This is a genomic window from Amycolatopsis acidiphila (assembly GCF_021391495.1).
In the GTDB taxonomy this organism is placed as follows: domain Bacteria; phylum Actinomycetota; class Actinomycetes; order Mycobacteriales; family Pseudonocardiaceae; genus Amycolatopsis_E; species Amycolatopsis_E acidiphila.
Genome location: NZ_CP090063.1, coordinates 4,417,757 through 4,435,040 on the forward strand (window position 1 = coordinate 4,417,757; position 17,284 = coordinate 4,435,040).

General features: G+C 72.7%; 16 protein-coding genes. 4 read left to right on the top strand and 12 right to left on the bottom strand.

Going from position 1 to position 17,284, the window contains the following annotated elements:
* Nucleotides 1-21 precede the first annotated feature (21 nt).
* Genes LWP59_RS21500 through LWP59_RS21510 form a run of 3 tightly spaced genes read right to left on the bottom strand, consistent with a single transcriptional unit; the run spans nt 22 to nt 1,669 of the window.
* Nucleotides 22-324, bottom strand: coding sequence for a hypothetical protein (locus LWP59_RS21500; protein ID WP_144642225.1), 303 nt, complete (start codon nt 322-324; stop codon nt 22-24).
* Nucleotides 321-731, bottom strand: a complete 411-nt coding sequence (locus LWP59_RS21505; RefSeq protein WP_144642224.1) for a DUF948 domain-containing protein — start codon at nt 729-731, stop codon at nt 321-323. Before LWP59_RS21505 ends, LWP59_RS21500 begins: the two co-directional genes overlap by 4 nt.
* Nucleotides 732-772: 41 nt before the next feature.
* Nucleotides 773-1,669, bottom strand: coding sequence for an NAD(P)-dependent oxidoreductase (locus tag LWP59_RS21510; protein ID WP_144642223.1), 897 nt, complete (start codon nt 1,667-1,669; stop codon nt 773-775).
* Between the two features lie 103 nt (nt 1,670-1,772).
* On the opposite strand from LWP59_RS21510, the gene LWP59_RS21515 reads away from it, so the two are divergent.
* Nucleotides 1,773-2,456, top strand: coding sequence for an SDR family NAD(P)-dependent oxidoreductase (locus LWP59_RS21515; RefSeq protein WP_144642222.1), 684 nt, complete (start codon nt 1,773-1,775; stop codon nt 2,454-2,456).
* Nucleotides 2,453-3,469 (top strand): S-adenosylmethionine:tRNA ribosyltransferase-isomerase, encoded by a 1,017-nt coding sequence (locus LWP59_RS21520; RefSeq protein WP_144642221.1) that lies wholly within the window; start codon nt 2,453-2,455, stop codon nt 3,467-3,469. Before LWP59_RS21515 ends, LWP59_RS21520 begins: the two co-directional genes overlap by 4 nt.
* A 32-nt stretch (nt 3,470-3,501) precedes the next feature.
* On the opposite strand, the gene LWP59_RS21525 is transcribed toward LWP59_RS21520, so the two are convergent.
* The 6 genes from LWP59_RS21525 to LWP59_RS21550 all read right to left on the bottom strand — a co-directional run bounded on the left by LWP59_RS21525 (nt 3,502) and on the right by LWP59_RS21550 (nt 11,771).
* Nucleotides 3,502-4,863 carry a replication-associated recombination protein A gene (locus LWP59_RS21525; protein WP_144642220.1) on the bottom strand — a complete coding sequence of 454 codons (1,362 nt, stop codon included), beginning with the start codon at nt 4,861-4,863 and terminating at the stop codon, nt 3,502-3,504.
* A gap of 34 nt (nt 4,864-4,897) precedes the next feature.
* Nucleotides 4,898-5,698: an SGNH/GDSL hydrolase family protein gene (locus LWP59_RS21530; RefSeq protein ID WP_144642235.1), complete on the bottom strand. Its 801-nt coding sequence runs from the start codon at nt 5,696-5,698 to the stop codon at nt 4,898-4,900.
* Between the two features lie 131 nt (nt 5,699-5,829).
* On the bottom strand, nt 5,830-6,990 hold the full coding sequence (locus LWP59_RS21535; protein WP_144642219.1) for a phosphotransferase: 1,161 nt from the start codon (nt 6,988-6,990) through the stop codon (nt 5,830-5,832).
* Nucleotides 6,991-7,036: 46 nt separating this feature from the next.
* Nucleotides 7,037-7,981 (bottom strand): DUF389 domain-containing protein, encoded by a 945-nt coding sequence (locus tag LWP59_RS21540; RefSeq protein WP_144642218.1) that lies wholly within the window; start codon nt 7,979-7,981, stop codon nt 7,037-7,039.
* Between the two features lie 48 nt (nt 7,982-8,029).
* Nucleotides 8,030-9,838 (bottom strand): aspartate--tRNA ligase, encoded by a 1,809-nt coding sequence (gene aspS, locus LWP59_RS21545; protein WP_144642217.1) that lies wholly within the window; start codon nt 9,836-9,838, stop codon nt 8,030-8,032.
* Between the two features lie 97 nt (nt 9,839-9,935).
* Nucleotides 9,936-11,771: an intein-containing Rv2578c family radical SAM protein gene (locus LWP59_RS21550; RefSeq protein ID WP_144642216.1), complete on the bottom strand. Its 1,836-nt coding sequence runs from the start codon at nt 11,769-11,771 to the stop codon at nt 9,936-9,938.
* Nucleotides 11,772-11,877: 106 nt separating this feature from the next.
* Here LWP59_RS21550 and LWP59_RS21555 point away from each other — a divergent pair, with 106 nt between their 5' ends.
* Nucleotides 11,878-12,705 (top strand): ArsR/SmtB family transcription factor, encoded by an 828-nt coding sequence (locus tag LWP59_RS21555; protein WP_144642234.1) that lies wholly within the window; start codon nt 11,878-11,880, stop codon nt 12,703-12,705.
* A gap of 97 nt (nt 12,706-12,802) precedes the next feature.
* Here the strand turns inward: LWP59_RS21555 and LWP59_RS21560 are convergent, their stop codons facing one another.
* Nucleotides 12,803-13,888 carry a threonine aldolase family protein gene (locus LWP59_RS21560; protein ID WP_229857227.1) on the bottom strand — a complete coding sequence of 362 codons (1,086 nt, stop codon included), beginning with the start codon at nt 13,886-13,888 and terminating at the stop codon, nt 12,803-12,805.
* An 88-nt stretch (nt 13,889-13,976) separates the two neighbouring features.
* Here LWP59_RS21560 and LWP59_RS21565 point away from each other — a divergent pair, with 88 nt between their 5' ends.
* Nucleotides 13,977-15,437 carry a benzaldehyde dehydrogenase gene (locus LWP59_RS21565; RefSeq protein WP_144642214.1) on the top strand — a complete coding sequence of 487 codons (1,461 nt, stop codon included), beginning with the start codon at nt 13,977-13,979 and terminating at the stop codon, nt 15,435-15,437.
* Between the two features lie 60 nt (nt 15,438-15,497).
* Here LWP59_RS21565 and LWP59_RS21570 read toward each other — a convergent pair whose 3' ends face one another.
* Nucleotides 15,498-17,033, bottom strand: a complete 1,536-nt coding sequence (locus tag LWP59_RS21570) for a solute symporter family protein (RefSeq protein ID WP_144642213.1) — start codon at nt 17,031-17,033, stop codon at nt 15,498-15,500.
* On the bottom strand, nt 17,030-17,275 hold the full coding sequence (locus tag LWP59_RS21575; protein WP_144642212.1) for a DUF485 domain-containing protein: 246 nt from the start codon (nt 17,273-17,275) through the stop codon (nt 17,030-17,032). The genes LWP59_RS21570 and LWP59_RS21575 overlap by 4 nt, the downstream gene beginning before the upstream one ends.
* Nucleotides 17,276-17,284 lie beyond the last annotated feature (9 nt).

Below are 17,284 nucleotides of genomic sequence, written 5' to 3' on the forward strand. Positions count from 1 at the left end.
GACGGCGGAGAGCGCGAAGGGTCAGCTCTCCGCCCGGCGCGCTCGCGTCGGGCGCGGCCGCGCGGCGTGCCGCCCGTCGGCGGGCCGTGCCGAGGGCACGCCCGACCGCTGCTCCACCATGTCCCGCAACTCCTGCTCGCGCTCGCTCATCCCGGTCCGGATGTCGGCGCCGAACGAACCGATGGCGCCCGCCAGCTCCTGCATGGCGTCGCCCAGGTTCGAGGCCAACCCGGCCGGTGTTGCCTGGCGAGCAGTCCTGCTCGCCTTGCGGGAGACCGCGACCCCGGTCGCGACGCCCACTCCCAGCCAGAATAGCCGCTTCATGACTTGCCGCTCCCCTTGCGACCGCGGCGCGAGTGCTTGCCCTCGATGCCGGCCTTGGCCTTGCGGCGCGCACGGATGGCCTTGCTGATGCCGTAGGACAGTGCCGCCGTCTTCACCAGCGGACCGCCGAGGGTCGCGGTGAACACCGACGACAGCGCGGACACGTTGCCGGTGACCGCCTGGGCGTTGGCCGTGATCCCGTCGACCCGCTCGAGCTGGGTGTTGACGTGCGTGATGGTGTCGTTGGCCCCGATCAGCAGCGGGTCGGTGTTCTGGTGTGCCTTGCGGATCGCGATGGTCGCCTCGTCCAGGGTGCGGCCGAGCTTGATCAACGGGATCGCCAGCAGCACCACCAACAGCACGAATGCGCCTGCGGCGATCAGCGCGGCGATCTGCCCAGCCGACACGGTCCCTCCTCGAAGTGGCGACGGCGTGAATGCCGGTCAGGCTACCGTGCGTCGCCGCCCCGGGCTGGCCCGCCCCGCCGGGCCTGGCGCCCGCGCGTGCCGTAGTAGAGCGTCGCCATGTCCTCGTCGGCGTGCCCGGCGTCCATCGCGGCCTTCAGATGCCCCAGCGCGGCGCGGACGCCGCCGAGGTCGAGCGCGTCCCCGGCGGCGTCGAGCACCAGCTGCGCGTCCTTCGCGGCATGCCGGGTGGCGAAGCTGAGCGGGAACTCGCGGGAGATCATCGCGCCGCCCTTCAGGTGCGCGTACGGCACGTCCAGGCTGCCGCCGCTGATCGACTCGAGGAACAGCTCAGGGTCCACGCCCAGCTGCTCGGCGAGGCTCACGCTCTCCGCGGTCGCGTTGGTCAGCGCGAGCACCCAGGCGTTCGCGACCAGCTTCAGCTTGCTCCCGGCACCGGCGGGACCGACCCACATGGTGCGGCCGCCGATCGCGTCGAACACCGGCGCGCAGCGGTCCTTCAGCTCGTCGGGTCCCGACGCGAGCACGACGAGCTTGCCCTGTTCCGCGGGCTGCTTGGTGCCGAGCACCGGCGCGTCGACGAAGGCGACCCCGGCCTTCTCGGCGAGTGCGGCGAGCTTCCCGGTCCACTCGACACCGACCGTGCTCGTCTGCAGCCAGACCGCGTCGCCGGGGACCGCCTCCAGCGCGCCCCCGGCGACCTCGTGCACGGTGGGCCCGTCGGCGAGCATGGTGAGCACGAAGTCCGCACCCGCCACCGCGTCGGCCGGGGTGTCCGCGACCTCGGCGCCGTCGACCTGCTCCGCCTTCTCGCGGCTGCGGTTCCACGCCCGGACCTTCAGCCCGGCGGCGGCGAGGTTGGCCGCCATGGGGCCGCCCATGATCCCGGTCCCCAGCACGGCGACGGTGGTGTCGGTCATCAGCACACTCCTCGTTCTCGCGGTTCGCTCGCCGCGTTCCCGATGACGGCCCCGCCGAAACCCTCCTTGACTTCGAGTTATGTCGAGGTTTCATGCTGGCGGCATGGACAACGGCACGCACGTCGCAGTCGTCACCGGCGCCTCCCGGGGCCTCGGCCTCGCCCTGACCAGGGAGCTCGTCCGCCGTGGCTGGCGGGTGATCGCGGACGCCCGCGACGGGGACCGGCTCGACGCCGCGCTGTCGGGGTTGACGGGAGTCACCCGGATACCGGGCGACGTGACCGATCCCGGGCACCGCGGGGAAATCGCCGAAAGCGCACCCGATGGGGTGGATCTGCTCGTCAACAACGCGAGCGCGCTGGGTCCCAGCCCGCAGCCCGCGCTCGCCGGCTACCCGCTCGCCGAGCTGGAGCGTGTCTACGCCGTCAACACGATCGCCCCGCTCGCCCTGATCCAGCTGCTGCTACCGGGGCTGCGCCGCCGCCGGGGCCGGATCATCGACATCAGCTCGGACGCGGCGGTCGAGCCGTACGAGGGCTGGGGCGGCTACGGCTCGGCCAAGGCGGCGCTCGACCAGCTCACCGCGATCCTCGCCGCCGAGGAGCCGGCGGTGCGCGTGTACGCGTGCGACCCCGGCGACATGAACACCGACCTGCACCAGCAGGCCTTCCCCGGCGAGGACATCTCCGACCGGCCCGCACCGGAGAGCGTCGTGCCCGCACTGCTGCGGCTCGTCGAGCGCGACCTGCCCAGCGGTCGCTACCAGGCATCGGCGATCCCGGTATGACCATCCCCTTCACGCTCCCGCCGGACAGCGAGGCGGGTCGTCCGCCGGAACGACGCGGCCTGCGGCGCGACGGCGTGCGGCTGCTCGTCGCCCGCCCGGGTGGGATCGAGCACCGGCGCTTCCGCGACGTGGCCGAGCTGCTCGAACCCGGCGACCTGGTCGTGGTGAACACCTCGGCGACCCTGCCCGCCGCCCTGGACGCGGTGCGGGACAACGGAAGTCCGGCGCCCGTGCACGTGTCCACGCCGCTGGACGACGGCGACTGGGTGGTCGAGGTGCGCCGGACCGACGCGAGCGGGCCGGACCTCTCGCTGCGGGCGGGCGAACGCCTGGGCCTGCCGGGCGGGGTCACCTTGACGCTCGTCGGGCCGTACCTCTCGGCGCGGCTGTGGCGGGCGAGCGTGTCGCCGAAGGTGTCCGCACAGCACTATCTGCCCGAACACGGGCGGCCGATCGGCTACGGCTACCTCACCGGCCGGTTCCCGTTGCGGGACTACCAGACCGTGTACGCCACCGAGCCCGGCAGCGCCGAGATGGCCAGCGCCGGGCGCCCGTTCACCGAGCCCCTGCTCGTGCGCCTGATGGCCCGCGGGGTCATCGTCGCCCCCGTCCTGCTGCACGCCGGGGTGTCGAGCCCGGAGCTGCACGAACCGCCGAACGCGGAACGGTTCGCCGTGCCCGCGGCGACCGCGCGGCTGGTGGACGTGGTGCGCGCGGCCGGGCAGCGGGTGGTCGCGGTGGGCACCACCGTCGTGCGAGCCCTGGAGAGCGCGGCGGGACCGGACGGCGCGATGCACGCGGCGAGCGGCTGGACCGAGCTGGTGCTCGGCCCGGACCGTCCCGCTCGCGTGGTCGGCGGGCTGGTCACCGGGCTGCACGTGCCCGAGGCGAGCCACCTCCTGCTGCTGGAGGCCGTCGCCGGGCGGCGCCTCGTCGAGGCGGCCTACGCTGCGGCCGTCGAGCGCCGGTACCTGTGGCACGAGTTCGGCGACTCGACCCTCTTCCTGCCGTGAGAGCCCCCGCCGTATAGGTCGTTATACGGCGGTCATTCGCCGCGGATCGTGCGGCGCAGCCTCGGCACCCGCTCGGCCAGCGTGCGCTCGGCACCACGCTGCGTCGGGTTGTAGTAGTCCTGCCCGACCAGCTCGTCCGGCGGGTACTGCTGCGGGAGGACGCCCTCGGGCACATCATGCGGATACCGGTAACCCTGCGCGTTGCCGAGCTTCGCCGCGCCCGCGTAGTGCCCGTCGCGCAGGTGCGGCGGGACGGTGCCGATGCGCCCGGCCCGGACGTCCGCCAGCGCGCTGTCGATGCCCGTCACCACGGCGTTGGACTTGGGCGCGGTCGCCAGGTGGATCGTCGCCTGCGCCAGCGCGAGGCGGCCCTCGGGCATGCCGATGAACTGCACGGCGTGCGCCGCGGCGACGGCCGCCTGCAGCGCCGTCGGGTCGGCGAGGCCGACGTCCTCGCTGGCGTGCACGACGAGGCGCCGCGCCAGGAACCGCGGGTCCTCCCCCGCCTCGATCATCCGCGCGAGGTAGTGCAGCGCGGCGTCCACATCGGACCCGCGGATGGACTTGATGAACGCGCTGATGACGTCGTAGTGCTGGTCGCCGTCCCGGTCGTAGCGCACCGCCGCTTTGTCCACTGTGGACTCGACGGTGGCCAGGTCGATGGTCCGGTGCTCGGTGGCCGCGGCGGCGTCGGCGGCCGCCTCGAGCGCGGTGAGCGCGCGGCGGGCGTCCCCGGAGGCCAGCCGGACCAGGTGCTCCTCGGCTTCGCCGGTCAGCTCCAGCTCCCCGCCCAGCCCGCGTTCGTCGGCCAGCGCGCGGTCGATGAGCTCGCGGACGTCGTCGTCGGTCAGCGGGCGCAGCTGCAGCACCAGCGACCGCGAGAGCAAGGGCGAGACCACCGAGAACGACGGGTTCTCCGTGGTGGCGGCCACCAGCAGCACCGTGCGGTCCTCGACCGCGCCGAGCAGCGCGTCCTGCTGGGTCTTGGAGAACCGGTGGACCTCGTCGATGAACAGCACGGTGTTCTCGGAGTTGTACAGCCGTCGCCGCCGCGCTTCCTCGATGACCCCGCGCACCTCTTTCACCCCGGCCGAGAGCGCCGAGAGCGCCACGAACCGGCGCCCGGTCACCGTGGACACGAGGTTGGCCAGCGTCGTCTTTCCGGTCCCGGGCGGGCCGTAGAGCAGGACCGAGGCCGGGGCCGCGCCTTCGACCAGCCGCCGCAGGGGCGCGCCTTCGCGCAGCAGGTGCTGCTGCCCCACCACCTCGTCGAGCGACCGTGGCCGCATCCGCACCGCCAGCGGCGACCCGGCGGGCACGACCGGCTCCCGCGGCGCCCCGACCGGATCGGGCCGTTCGAGGTCGGGGTTCACCGTGAAGAGTTCGTCCTGCACGACTCCACGTTAATCGGCGGGTCCGACACGGCGCTCACGGCTCCTGCGCCGTGAGCTCCAGCTCGATCGCGGCCGGCTGCCGCTCGTGCCGGCCCAGGTAGGACTGCTTGGCCGAGGCGGCCATGATGCCCGCCGCGTACGGCAGCAGGTCCCGGCCGCGCCGCCACAGCCACGGGATGCCTTTCACCACGAGCCAGCCGACGTGATCCACGGTCCGCGGCCGGATCCCGCCCGAGCACACCAGGCTGACCGGCTCCACGATCGCGACACCCGCCTCGGCCAGCAGGCCGGTCAGCCCGCGGGCCAGCATCCGGTGCCCCAGCTCGGAGGGATGCAACCGGTCCACGCTCCACGACGACAGGTCGTACGCGCCCGGCAGCGCCGCCAGGTCCAGGCACGGCGCGCGGTGGCGGGCGACCACGCTGTCGATCGCTGCGTTCAGCTCCTCGATGCGCGCCCGCAGCGCGCGGGAAAGCGGGCCCGGCAGGCGGAAGACCCGGCCGTGGTCGTGGAAGCGCACCGGGACGACCACGGCGCCCCGCGCGCGCAACGTGGTCACGACGTGGTCGAGGTCCGCGGCCATCGCGGCGGCGTCGAAATCCGAGCGCAGGGTGTCGTTCATGCCGGCGATCACCAGCGCCACGTCCGGCCGGTGGGCGGCGGCCGCGGGCAGCTGCTCGGCACGCACGCAGCGCATCCGCGCGCCGGTGAAGGCGGTGTTCAGGTAGCCGTCGGGCGCCACGTCCAGCGCCCGCGCCACGAAGGGGCCGACGCCGCGCCAGCCACGGCCGGGCACGGGATCGCCGAGCCCCACGGCCGTCGAGTCGCCGAGCACGGCCAGTCGCCGCGCCCGCCGGGGCATCGCTTCGGTCAGGGGGATCTGCTCGCTCAGCGCGGTCACGCCTACAGACCATCGGCCACGCACACTCACCGGCGGTGAGCGCCGGGTAACGAGGCAGAGACCTCTTACCGAAATGCTGGGTACAGCGGCAGCGCGAGCCCGGGACCGTAGTGCTCGTCGAGCCCGGCGGCGACCGCGGCGGCGTGCGCGGCGATCTCGTCCTCGCCCAGCCGGGTGGCATCGGCGTCGAGGTTGCGCCACCATGTGACGAGGGCGGCCGGCTTCGCGCCGTCGCCCGCCAGCACGCGCCAGGTGTTCACCCAGACCAGCAGCAGCTGGTGGTCGAGCAGGTGGGTGAACAGCACGTCGCTGTCGGACAGCCCCGGCCAGACGCCGACGACCTCCGAACGCCACGCGGCGACCATCGCCTCGCTCATCCCCGCCGGCAGCGCGAGCGGCTCGGCACAGGACGCGAACGGCACCCGCAGGTGCGCGGCATCGATGAGCGCGTTGCGCACCCGGCCGCGCTCGAAGTCCAGGAACCGCACGCCGCCGCTGGTCACCAGGTTGTTGTCCGGGCTCAGGTCCACCGGGCTGAACGCGCGGTAGGCCAGCGACTTCGCTCGCACGCACGCCGCTTCGGCGAAGCGGCGCACCGAAGCCGGGGTGGACACGCCGACGTGCTCCTCGATCAGCGCCGGCAGCTGGGCGCACGCGGTGACCGGGGCGCTGTCCTCGTGCTTGACCGGACCGCCGAGCCGGCGCAGCAGCGCGTCGAAGTCGGCCTCGCGGCTGGCCGTGGTCGCGTGCATCCGGCCGAGGGACCGGGCCCAGGACAGCAGCGACCGCTCGGCCGCCCTGGCGTCGTGGCCGAGGAGCTTGTCCCGCAGGGTGGGCGCGTGGCCCAGGTCGTCGATGACCAGCACCCGCTGCGTCCCGTCGTGGGCCAGCAGCTCCGGGCACATCCGGTCCTCGGCGGGCAGCGCGGTGAACAGCTGGTAGCTCACGGCCTCCTGGGCGAACGGGTCGGGCGCCCCCTTCGGCGCCGGGTCCGGGTAGTGCTTGATCACCAGCGTGCGGGGCAGCCCGAAGGGCGAGGAGGCGATTCTCGCGCGGACGACCGTCGCCGGGCCGCTGCCCGGGAGGTGCTCGGGTTCGACCAGGGCGATGGCGCTGCCGAACCGGTGTTCGAGCACGACCTCGCCCGCCGCGACCGCGGCCGCGACGGCCGGATCGTTGGTCGCGGCCGTGCCTGCTGTGCCTTCTTCGGAAGTGTCCACGGTCATCGTCTTCGACCCTACTAGTGGCCCAGTACCCTTCTCCACCACAAATTCAGCCCGTGGAAAGCGATCGTCCGGCTGCGCGCACCCGTTGCCCCCGGCGGCGCAGGGCGAGTACCACCGCCGCGGCCGCGACGATGCCGAGCAGGTTCACCACGAGCTGCCCCAACGACTGCAACGAGCGCGCCCAGTCCCCGGTGACGGCCGCGACGGCGGCGTAGCCGGCCGCCGGCACGGTGGTGACCGAGATGAACACCCCCACCAGCGCGGCGGACTTCGCCGAGGTCATCGCGAGCATGCCGGCCGCGCCCGCCAGCAGCGCGACGATCAGCGAGTACCAGCCCACGTCGTAGACGAAGTCCACGGCCTGGTGCCCGGACCGGAAGTCGGTCACGTCCAGCAGTCCGACCCACTCGCTGAGCAGGGTCACCAGCCCCGTCACGACCATCGCGACCGGGAAGCCCACGGCGAGCGCCAGGCACGCGCGGCGCAGCAGGTCCCACCGGCGCAGCACCAGGCCCAGGGCGACGGCCGCGAGCGGCCCGAACTCGGGGCCCACGACCATCGCGCCGACGATCGTCACCGGCGAGTCGGTGATCACCCCGACCGACGCGAGCAGGCACGCGATGACGAGGAACGCCTGGAACGTGGCGTTCAGCCGCGACTCCTCGCCCGTCGTGCTGAGCAGCTCCTCCCAGACCACCGCGTCGGCGCTCTCCCCCGGCGCGTCCTCCTCGGCCTTGTCGGCCGCGTCCGAGAGCGCGGTGTCGATCGCCTCCAGCGTGATCCCGCCGTGGTGGTCGATGTCGAGCCCGCACAGCTGGTCGATGACCTCGTCGGCCGCCTCGCGGGCGACGTCCGCCTCGATCAGGTCACCGGCGGGGGCGAGCGCGGCACCGCGGTGCACGACCAGGTGCGCCGTGCCCGGCTGCGCGCGCAGCCGCTCGAGTGCCTGCTCGGTGCTTCCCGCCGGGCTGATCACCCGAAGGTGCAGCACGGGCTCACGCCGTGTTCTTGCGGGACACCCGCACCCGGTCGGTCCTCGTCACCGCGCTGCTCCCTCGCGGTCGCCGCCCGCAGCGCCTCCAGCCGGCTTCGGCGGCCGGGCGTCGATGCCCGCCTCCTTGCGCTGCTGCTCGGTGATGGGCGCCGGAGCGGCGGTCAGCGGGTCGTAGCCGCCGCCGGTCTTCGGGAACGCGATGACGTCGCGCAGCGACTCTGCACCGGCCAGCAGCATGGTGATCCGGTCCCAGCCGAAGGCGATGCCGCCATGCGGCGGCGCGCCGAACTGGAAGGCGTCGAGCAGGAAGCCGAACTTCTCCTGCGCCTCCTCCTCCGACAGGCCCATCACCTCGAACACGCGCTTCTGCACGTCGGCGCGGTGGATACGGATCGAGCCGCCGCCGATCTCGTTGCCGTTGCAGACGATGTCGTAGGCGTAGGCGAGCGCGTTGCCCGGGTCGGACTCGAACTTGTCGATCCACTCCGGGTTCGGCGAGGTGAACGCGTGGTGCACGGCGGTCCACCTGCCGGCGCCGACCGCCACATCGTCGCCGATCTCCTCGACCGGGGCGAACAGCGGTGCGTCCACCACCCACACGAACGACCACTCGCTCTCGTCGATGAGGCCGAGGCGGTGGCCGATCTCGACGCGGGCGGCGCCGAGCAGCGCACGGGCCGAGCTCGGCGTGCCGGCGGCGAAGAACACGCAGTCCCCCGGCTTGGCCCCGACCTTGGCGGCGAGGTGCTCGCGCTCGCTGTCGGAGATGTTCTTCGCGACCGGACCGGAGAGCGTGCCGTCCTCGGCGATCAGCACGTAGGCCAGGCCCTTCGCGCCACGCTGCTTGGCCCACTCCTGCCACGCGTCGAGCTGGCGGCGCGGCTGGCCGCCGCCTCCGGGCATCACGACGGCGCCGACGTAGGGCGCCTGGAACACCCGGAACGGGGTGTCGGCGAAGTAGTCGGTGAGCTCGGTGAGCTCGAGGCCGAAGCGCAGGTCCGGCTTGTCGGTGCCGTAGCGGGACATCGCGTCGGCGTAGGTCATCCGCGTGATGGGCCGCGGGACCTCGTGCCCGATCAGCTTCCACAGCGCGGCGACGATGTCCTCGCCGACCCTGATGACGTCGTCCTGCTCGACGAAGCTCATCTCGATGTCGAGCTGGGTGAACTCCGGCTGGCGGTCGGCGCGGAAGTCCTCGTCCCGGTAGCAGCGCGCGATCTGGTAGTACCGCTCCATGCCGCCGACCATCAGCAGCTGCTTGAACAGCTGCGGCGACTGCGGCAGCGCGTACCAGGAGCCGGGCCGCAGCCGGGCCGGGACCAGGAAGTCGCGCGCGCCCTCGGGGGTGGACCGGGTCAACGTCGGGGTCTCGATCTCGACGAAGTCCTGCGCGTGCAGCACCTCGCGCGCGACCCGGTTGGTCTCGCTGCGCAGGCGCATGTTGAACGCCGGCCCGCTGCGGCGCAGGTCGAGGTAGCGGTACTTCAGCCGCACCTCCTCGCCGACGTCGACCCGGTCGTCGATCGGGAACGGCAGCACGGCGGACTCGGACAGCACCTCGAGCCCGGTCGCGAGCACCTCGATCGCGCCGGTCGGGATCTCGGCGTTCTCGTTGCCCTCGGGCCGCTTGCCGACCTCGCCGACGATCCGCACGCAGAACTCGGAGCGCAGCTGGTGCGCGCGCTCGGCCATCTCGCCCTCGCGGAAGACGACCTGCGCGACCCCGCTGGCGTCCCGCAGATCGATGAAGATCACCCCGCCGTGATCGCGCCGCCGGGCGACCCACCCGGTGAGCGTGACGATCTGGCCGGCGTGCTCGGCACGCAGGGTGCCGGCGTCGTGGGTGCGAAGCACTGCGGTTGCTCTCCTTGACGGGACAGGTGGCTAGCAGGCGATTTGCTGCTCGTCAAGGCTAACGAACGCCGCGGGGGGCGGTGCCACCAGGTTTGTCCTACAGCAGCTTCATCTGTTCCGGCTCGGGCGCGGGGGCGGCCTCGCGCGGCTCCGGGACGCGGTGCCCGGCCTCGTTCTGGTCGCGGGCGAAGCCGTGCCGCCGCAGCAAGGGGCCCACGCGCGCGGCGAGCACCCGCCGGTAACGCCCGCCCGCGTAGCTGCCCCGGCCGTAGATCTCGCGGTAGCGCGGCACCAGCTCCGGATACTCGCGGGCGAGCCACTGCGCGTACCACTCGCGCGCGCCGGGCCGCAGGTGCAGCGCGAGCACGGTCGCGCTCGTCGCCCCGGCGTCGGCGACCGCCGAGAGCAGCTCGTCGAGCTGCTCGGTGGAGTCGGTCAGCCCGGGCAGCACCGGCGCGATCATCACCCCGCAGGGCAGCCCGGCGTCCCGCAGCCGCCGCACCAGCTCGAGCCGGGCCTGCGGGCTCGGGGTGCCCGGTTCGACGCGGCGTTGCAGCTCGCGGTCGAGCAGCGCGATGGAGACGCCGAGGCCGACGTCGACCTGCTTCGCGGCGGCCTGCAGGAGCGGGATGTCGCGGCTCATCGTGGTGCCCTTGGTGAGGATCGAGAACGGCGTGCCCGACCCGGCGAGGGCGCGGATGATGCCGGGCATCAGCTGGTAGCGGCCTTCGGCACGCTGGTACGGGTCGGTGTTCGTGCCCATCGCGACGTGCTCGCGCTGCCAGCCCGGTCGCCGGAGCTGGGTGGCGAGCACCTCCGGCGCGTTGATCTTCACGACCACCTGGGTGTCGAAGTCGTGGCCGGCGTCGAACTCCAGGTAGGTGTGGGTGTTGCGGGCGAAGCAGTTGTGGCTGACGACGCCGTTGGCGATGAAGTCGCCGGTGCCGGTGGTGATGTCGTAGAGCGGCTCCTCGGCGCCGAGCGGTTCGATCGAGGCGACCGCGTGGCCCGGCTCGACCGGCAACCCGTCCAGGGACAGCTTGCGTGTGGTGGCCGCGCCGGTCGCGTGGAAGAACCTCAGCTGTTCGGCGAGCCCACCGCTCAGCCGGACGACCCGCACGCCTTCCCCCTCGACCGCGAAGCCGAAGCCGAAGTGCTCGAGCGCCGAGGAGAACCCCTCGATGGTGTCCGCCCGCGCGCTCGTCACCCGGACCGTGCCCTCGCCGCAGCTGCCGTCCGCGTCGAAGGTGCCGGCGAGAAACCCCTTTCGCCAGTCATCCGCCGTTTGCCGGCCCGCCGTGGCCGCGGCCTCGGCGAGGTAGCGGGCGGTCCGGTCCAGCACGTCGGAGTTTCCCAGCGCGAGGCGGCGGCGGTTGTCCCCGCTCATCGCGGCGAGGTACCCGGCGCGGTATCCGGCCGTCTCCTCCGGCGCCGTCGCGAAGCGGCCGGTGCCCATCAGCCGCTCGCCGCCGCGTAGCTCCTGCACGTGCACCCAGCCGTGCTCGCCGAGGAACCGGTGGTCGCCACTGGCGACCAGCTCGGTGCCGTCGGCGAGGCGGAGGCGGTAGGCGGGCTTGCGGGTCTGCCAGTGCGCGAGGACCTTCGTGCGCACGTACCGTCCGTCCTCGGTGCCGTAGATCTGGTCGCCGGGCTCCAGGCCGGCCAGCGGTTTCGTGCGGCCGTCGCCCATCAGGACCGGGGTGTCCCCGCCCAGGCAGTAGACGCAGGAATGGCTGCAGCCGCGGTAGGGGTTGACGGTCCAGCGGAACGGGACGGCCGACTCGCCGGGCACCCGGTTGAGCACCGAGCGGGCCCGGACCTCGTGGAACGTCACGCCGGCGAACTCCGGCGACCGGACCGAGCGCACCAGTCCGTCGAGCCCCAGCAGGGCCTGTTGCGGGTCGGTGCCCGCGCGTTGGCTGTCCCACCTCATGCCCGCCAGTCGAACATGCGTTCGATTCTCTGTCAAGCGGATTGACAGGGAACCATCTGGTTGCCTATCGTCCAGACATGCAACCAAGGAGTTGCCCATGAGCGAGCTGGACGCGGTCTTCCGGGCGCTGGCGGATCCGAGCAGGCGGCGCCTGCTGGACAGCCTCAACGAGCGCAACGGCCAGAGCCTGAGCGAGCTGTGCGCGGGGCTGACCATGACCCGGCAGGCCGTGACGAAGCACCTGGCGGTGCTCGAAGGGGCGCGGCTCGTCGCGATCGTGCGGCGGGGCAGGGAGAAGTTGCACCACCTCAACGCCGAGCCCATCAACGAGATCGCCGAACGCTGGATCAGCAGTTACCACCGCGAGCACGCGCATGCGCTGGCGGACCTGAAACGAGCACTGGAGGACGACATCGTGAGCCGTACCGAGTTCTTCTACGTGACCTACATCCGCACGACGCCCGAGCAGCTGTGGCGGGCGCTGACCGAGCCCGAGTTCACCCTGCGCTACTGGGGCGCGGAGCTGAAGTCCGACTGGCAGCCGGGCTCCCCGATCCTCTGGCGCGAGGGCGATGGCGACTACCGGGACCTCGACCAGGTCGTGCTGACCGCGGAGCCGCCGCGGGTGTTGTCCTACACCTGGCACAACTACCAGCCGCAGCACGCGGAGCTCTTCGGCTGGAGCGACGAGCAGCTGGCGGTGCTGCAGCAGGAGAAGCGGTCCAAGGTGACATTCGAGATCGAGCCCGCCGGGGAGGCGTCGAAGCTGACCGTCCGGCACGACGGGTTCGACACGGAGACCGAGATGCTCAAGGCGCTCAGCGGCGGGTGGCCGGTGATCCTGTCGAACCTGAAGACCCTGCTCGAGACGGGCGAGGTCCTGCCGGAGGCGGCCCCGGCCCCCGCGTCGGCGGAGTCCCTCCGGCGGGGGTGAGCGGGGGGCCCGGGGGTGTCCCTATGGGGTTGTCAAGCGACTGCCGCGTTGGGGGCTGTCTGCGGGTGTCGGTAGTGGGTTCCGTTTCGGAGCATGGCTAACCCGCCCGCTTCACCAGGTCCCGCACCAGTTCGGCGACCTCCGTGGGGGTGAACTCCAGCGCGTTCTCCCCCACGGACACCTCGAAGCTGCACCGCGACGGGTCCGGCGACGAGCGCGCCCGCAGGAACAACTGCACGCCCCGCTCCGCGATCAGCTCCTCCCCCGCCCGCTCGGCCGCCGCCCGCGGGGCCGGCACGTGCACGTGGAACAGCGGCGTCTGCGGCGGGTCCGGGAACACCCGCGCGGCACCGTCCGCGTTCACCGCCGCCGCGAGGGCGATCGCGTGCTCGCGGAACTCCGCCATCCGCGGCAGCAGCCGCTCGAGCCCGGCGAGCGGGCCCAGCGCCAGCGGCCACGCGTCGGGGATCGCGCCGCCCAGCCTGCGGCGCCACACCGACGCCTCCGCCACCAGCGCCTCCGGGCCCGCGAGCACCGCGCCCCGGGTGCCCTGGATTCCTTTGTAGAGCGACACGTACACCGAGTCGAAGAGCCCGGCGATCTCCGGCAACGGCCGCCGGTAGTAGGTCTGCGCCTCCCACAGCCTGGCCCCGTCGAGGTGCGCAGCCGCACCACCGGCACGCGCCAGCGCCACCTGCTCGCCCAGCTCCGCCCACTCCGGCAGCAGCCCGCCCAGATCCCGCTGCGGCAGCTCCCACACCACCGCCACCAGTGGCTCGGCCACCGCCGCCAGGTCGGCCGTGCGCAGCAGCTCGTTGCGGTCGCCCGCCGGGTGCAGCCGCAGCCCGTGCACGGCGTTGTAGCCCTGCAGCTCCCAGTTGTCCAAATGCGACTGCGGATGCGCCGCGAACGCCCACCTGCCCCGCCGCTCCGCGTGCACCCGCAGCGCGGCCTGCTGCGCCATCGTCCCGCTCGGGAAGAACACCGCCGCCGCCGTGCCCAGCAGCTCCGCGATCCGCCCCTCCAGCCGCGCGACCGGCTCCTCCGGCGGCGTCTGCTCGTCGACCAGTTCGAGCCACTCGCGCAGCAGCGCGGCCGGCCTGCGCCGGATCGGGGCGTGCAGGGCCAGGGAACGCCGGATCTCCATGCCGGGGATCCTGCCACCATCCACCGACAGTTCCATGCTCCCGCTCAGTGGAAGAGCCCCTGGGCAGGCTACGTCGACCCGAACACACTGGACAGCCAAAATCGCAGCTAAGCCAGGAGTGACAGTGAGTTTTCTCGACGACGAGAAGTGGACCGGCCGAGTGTGGACCGGCCGCTGGGAGCGGGCGGCCGGCGGGGACTCGCCGGTCATCGAGCCCGCCACGGGCGCCGAACTGGGCCGCGTCGGCCTCGCGACGCCCGCGGACCTGACCCGGTCGGCCACGCTGGCCGCCGAGGCGCAGCGGGAGTGGGCGGCGACGCCGTTCCAGGAGCGGGCGGCGATCCTGCGCCGCGCGGGCGACCTGTGGCAGGAGCACGCCGACGAGCTGCGGACCTGGCTCGTGCGCGAGGCCGGGAGTATCCCCGGCAAGGCGGACTTCGAACTGCACGTCGCCGCGCAGGAGTGCTACGAAGCGGCCGCGCTGCCCTCGCACCCGACCGGTGAGCTGCTGCCGAGCGAGGCCCCGCGGCTGAGCATGGTCCGCCGGGTGCCCGCGGGCGTGGTCGGCGTCATCTCGCCGTTCAACGCGCCGCTGATCCTCTCGATCCGGTCGGTCGCCCCCGCGCTGGCGCTGGGCAACACCGTCGTGCTCAAGCCCGACCCCCGCACCGCGGTGTGCGGTGGCGTGGCGCTGGCGCGGGTCTTCGAGGAAGCCGGCCTGCCCGCCGGGGTCCTGCACGTCCTGCCCGGCGGCGCCGACGTCGGTTCCGCGCTGGTCGAGGACCCGCACGTGCGGGTCATCTCGTTCACCGGCTCGACCGCCGCCGGCCGCTCGGTCGGCGAACTGGCCGGGCGCCACCTCAAGCGGGCGCACCTGGAGCTGGGCGGCAACTCGGCGCTGGTCGTGCTCGAGGACGCCGACCTGGAGGAGGCGATGAGCGCCGCCGCGTGGGGCTCGTTCTTCCACCAGGGCCAGATCTGCATGACGACCGGCCGCCACCTCGTGCACGCCTCGCTCTACGACGAGTACGTCGAGCGGCTGGCGGACAAGGCCGACCACCTGCCGGTCGGCGATCCCGCGGCCGGACAGGTCGCGCTCGGCCCGATCATCGACGCCAGCCAGCGCGACAAGATCCACTCGCTGGTCACCCGCAGCGTGGAGGCCGGCGCGAAGCTCATGGCGGGTGGTACCTACGAGAACAACTTCTACCACGCCACCGTGCTCGCCGACGCGGGGCCGGGCGTGCCCGCCTACGACAACGAGGTGTTCGGGCCGGTCGCGCCGGTGACGAAGTTCTCCACTGTGGACGAAGCCGTGAAGCTCGCTTCCACCAGCGAGTACGGCCTGTCATTGGGAATCATCACCGCCGACGTCCACAACGGACTCGCGCTCGCCGACCGGATCCCGACGGGAATCGCGCACATCAACGACCAGACGGTCAACGACGAGGCGCTCGCGCCGTTCGGCGGGGTCGCCGCCTCCGGCACCGGCTCCCGCTTCGGCGGCCCGGCGGCCAACATCGAGGCGTTCACCGAAGCGCGCTGGGTCACCGCCCGCGGCGACGTGGCGGGCTACCCGTTCTGAGTGAAAGGGCGAACAGCCGGGACCCCGGCTGTTCGCCCACCCCCAGTGCGCCGGACGCGGTCACGGAACGGGCTCGGCAGCGGGCCTGCTGTCGCGGCGGCGTGGAAAGGCCCGCGCGGCGAGCTCGTCATAGGGCACGCCCTGGGCGCCCGGCCGGTTGCCTCCCGCGAGGCTGCCCAGCCACGCGCACAGGAAGCCCGCGGGCACCGACACCAGCGCCGGGATCGACAGCGGGAACAGGTGGTGCGGGCCGAGCACGTCCGGGCCGACGATCACCAGGCCCACCGACACGACGAGGCCGCCGATCAGCCCCGCGGTCGCCCCGACCCGGTTGAAGCCGCGCCAGTAGATCGTCAGCACCAGCACGGGCATCGTGGTGCTGGCGGCGATGGCGAACGCGACGTTGGCCAGGAACGCGATGTTCCAGGTCTTCATGAACAGCGCCAGCACGATCGCCACCGCCGAGATGCCGAGGCCCGCGAACCTCCCGACGACCAGCTGGCGTCGCTGGCTGATCCGCCCGCGATGCAGCACGGTGTTGTACAGGTCGTGCGCGACCGCGCCCGAGGACGCGATGGACAGGCCCGCCAGCACGGCGAGGATGGTCGCCATCACGACGCCCACCACGATCGCGAACAGCAGGTTGCCGCCGACGACCTCGGCGAGCCGCGCGGCGGCGAGGTTGCCCGCCTTGTTGTCCTTCAGGATCTGGTCGCGGCCGACCTCGTTCAGCGCCGCGTAGCCGAAGATCGGCAGCAGGATGAAGAACACCGCGTAGATCCACATCGCGAGCTGCGCGGACTTGCGGGCGGCCCGGGCGTCGCGGACGGTCAGGAACCGCACCATCACGTGCGGCAGGCCCATGATGCCCAGTGCCACGCCGATGTTGAGCGACACGTTGTTGAGCCCGGTGACCACGCTCGTGTGCTGCGGGGTGACCACCGCCGCGCCGTGTTCGCGCTCCGCCTGGATCATCGCGCCGACCGGGTTCCAGCCGGTGCGGGACATGATCACGCCGAAGAGCACCAGCACGGTCACGATCAGCAGGATCGCCTTGAACACCTGGATGTAGGTCGTGCCGACCATGCCGCCGACGAACGTGTACAGCGTCATCAGCAGGCCGATCACGATCACCGCGACCGGGAAGCTCACCCCGAGCAGCAGCTGGGCGAGCACGCCCGCGCCGACGAACTGGATCATCATGTACACGACCGAGAGCACGAGCGACGCCACGGCGACCACGCCGCGCAGCAGCCGCCCGTCGAACCGCGCGGCCACCGCGTCGGCGAGGGTGAACCGGCCGAGGTTGCGCAGCGGCTCGGCGATCACCAGCAGTATCAGCAGGTAGGCGATCGGGATGCCCAGGGTCAGGTAGACCCCGCTGAACCCGCCGAGCGCGACGGCGCCGGTGATGCCGAGGAACGACGCGGCCGAGAGTTGGTCGCCGGCGAGCGCCAGCGCGTTCTGCCAGCCGCTGACCCGCCTGCCCGCCACGTAGTGGTCGGCGGTGGACCGGTTGCGCCGCGCGGCGACGCTGGTCAGGCCCAGGGTGACCGTGACGATGACGGCGACCACGACCACCGCGAGCACGTTCACGACCGGTCCTCCCAGCGGTTCGCCCAGCGCGTGTACAGCGCGGCGCCGGCGAGCGGGAAGACGATGGCGAACGCGGCGGCGACATACCCGGCTCCGACCGAACCGACCTTGCCGTCGAACCAGGGCGTGAACGCGGTGAGCACCGGCACCGCCATGAACAACGCGAGCGCGCCGAGACCGCCGAAGAAGGCGATCCGTCTCCTGACCGCGAGCTCGGTGTCGGGACGCTTCTTCTCGGCCATCAGCCGAGG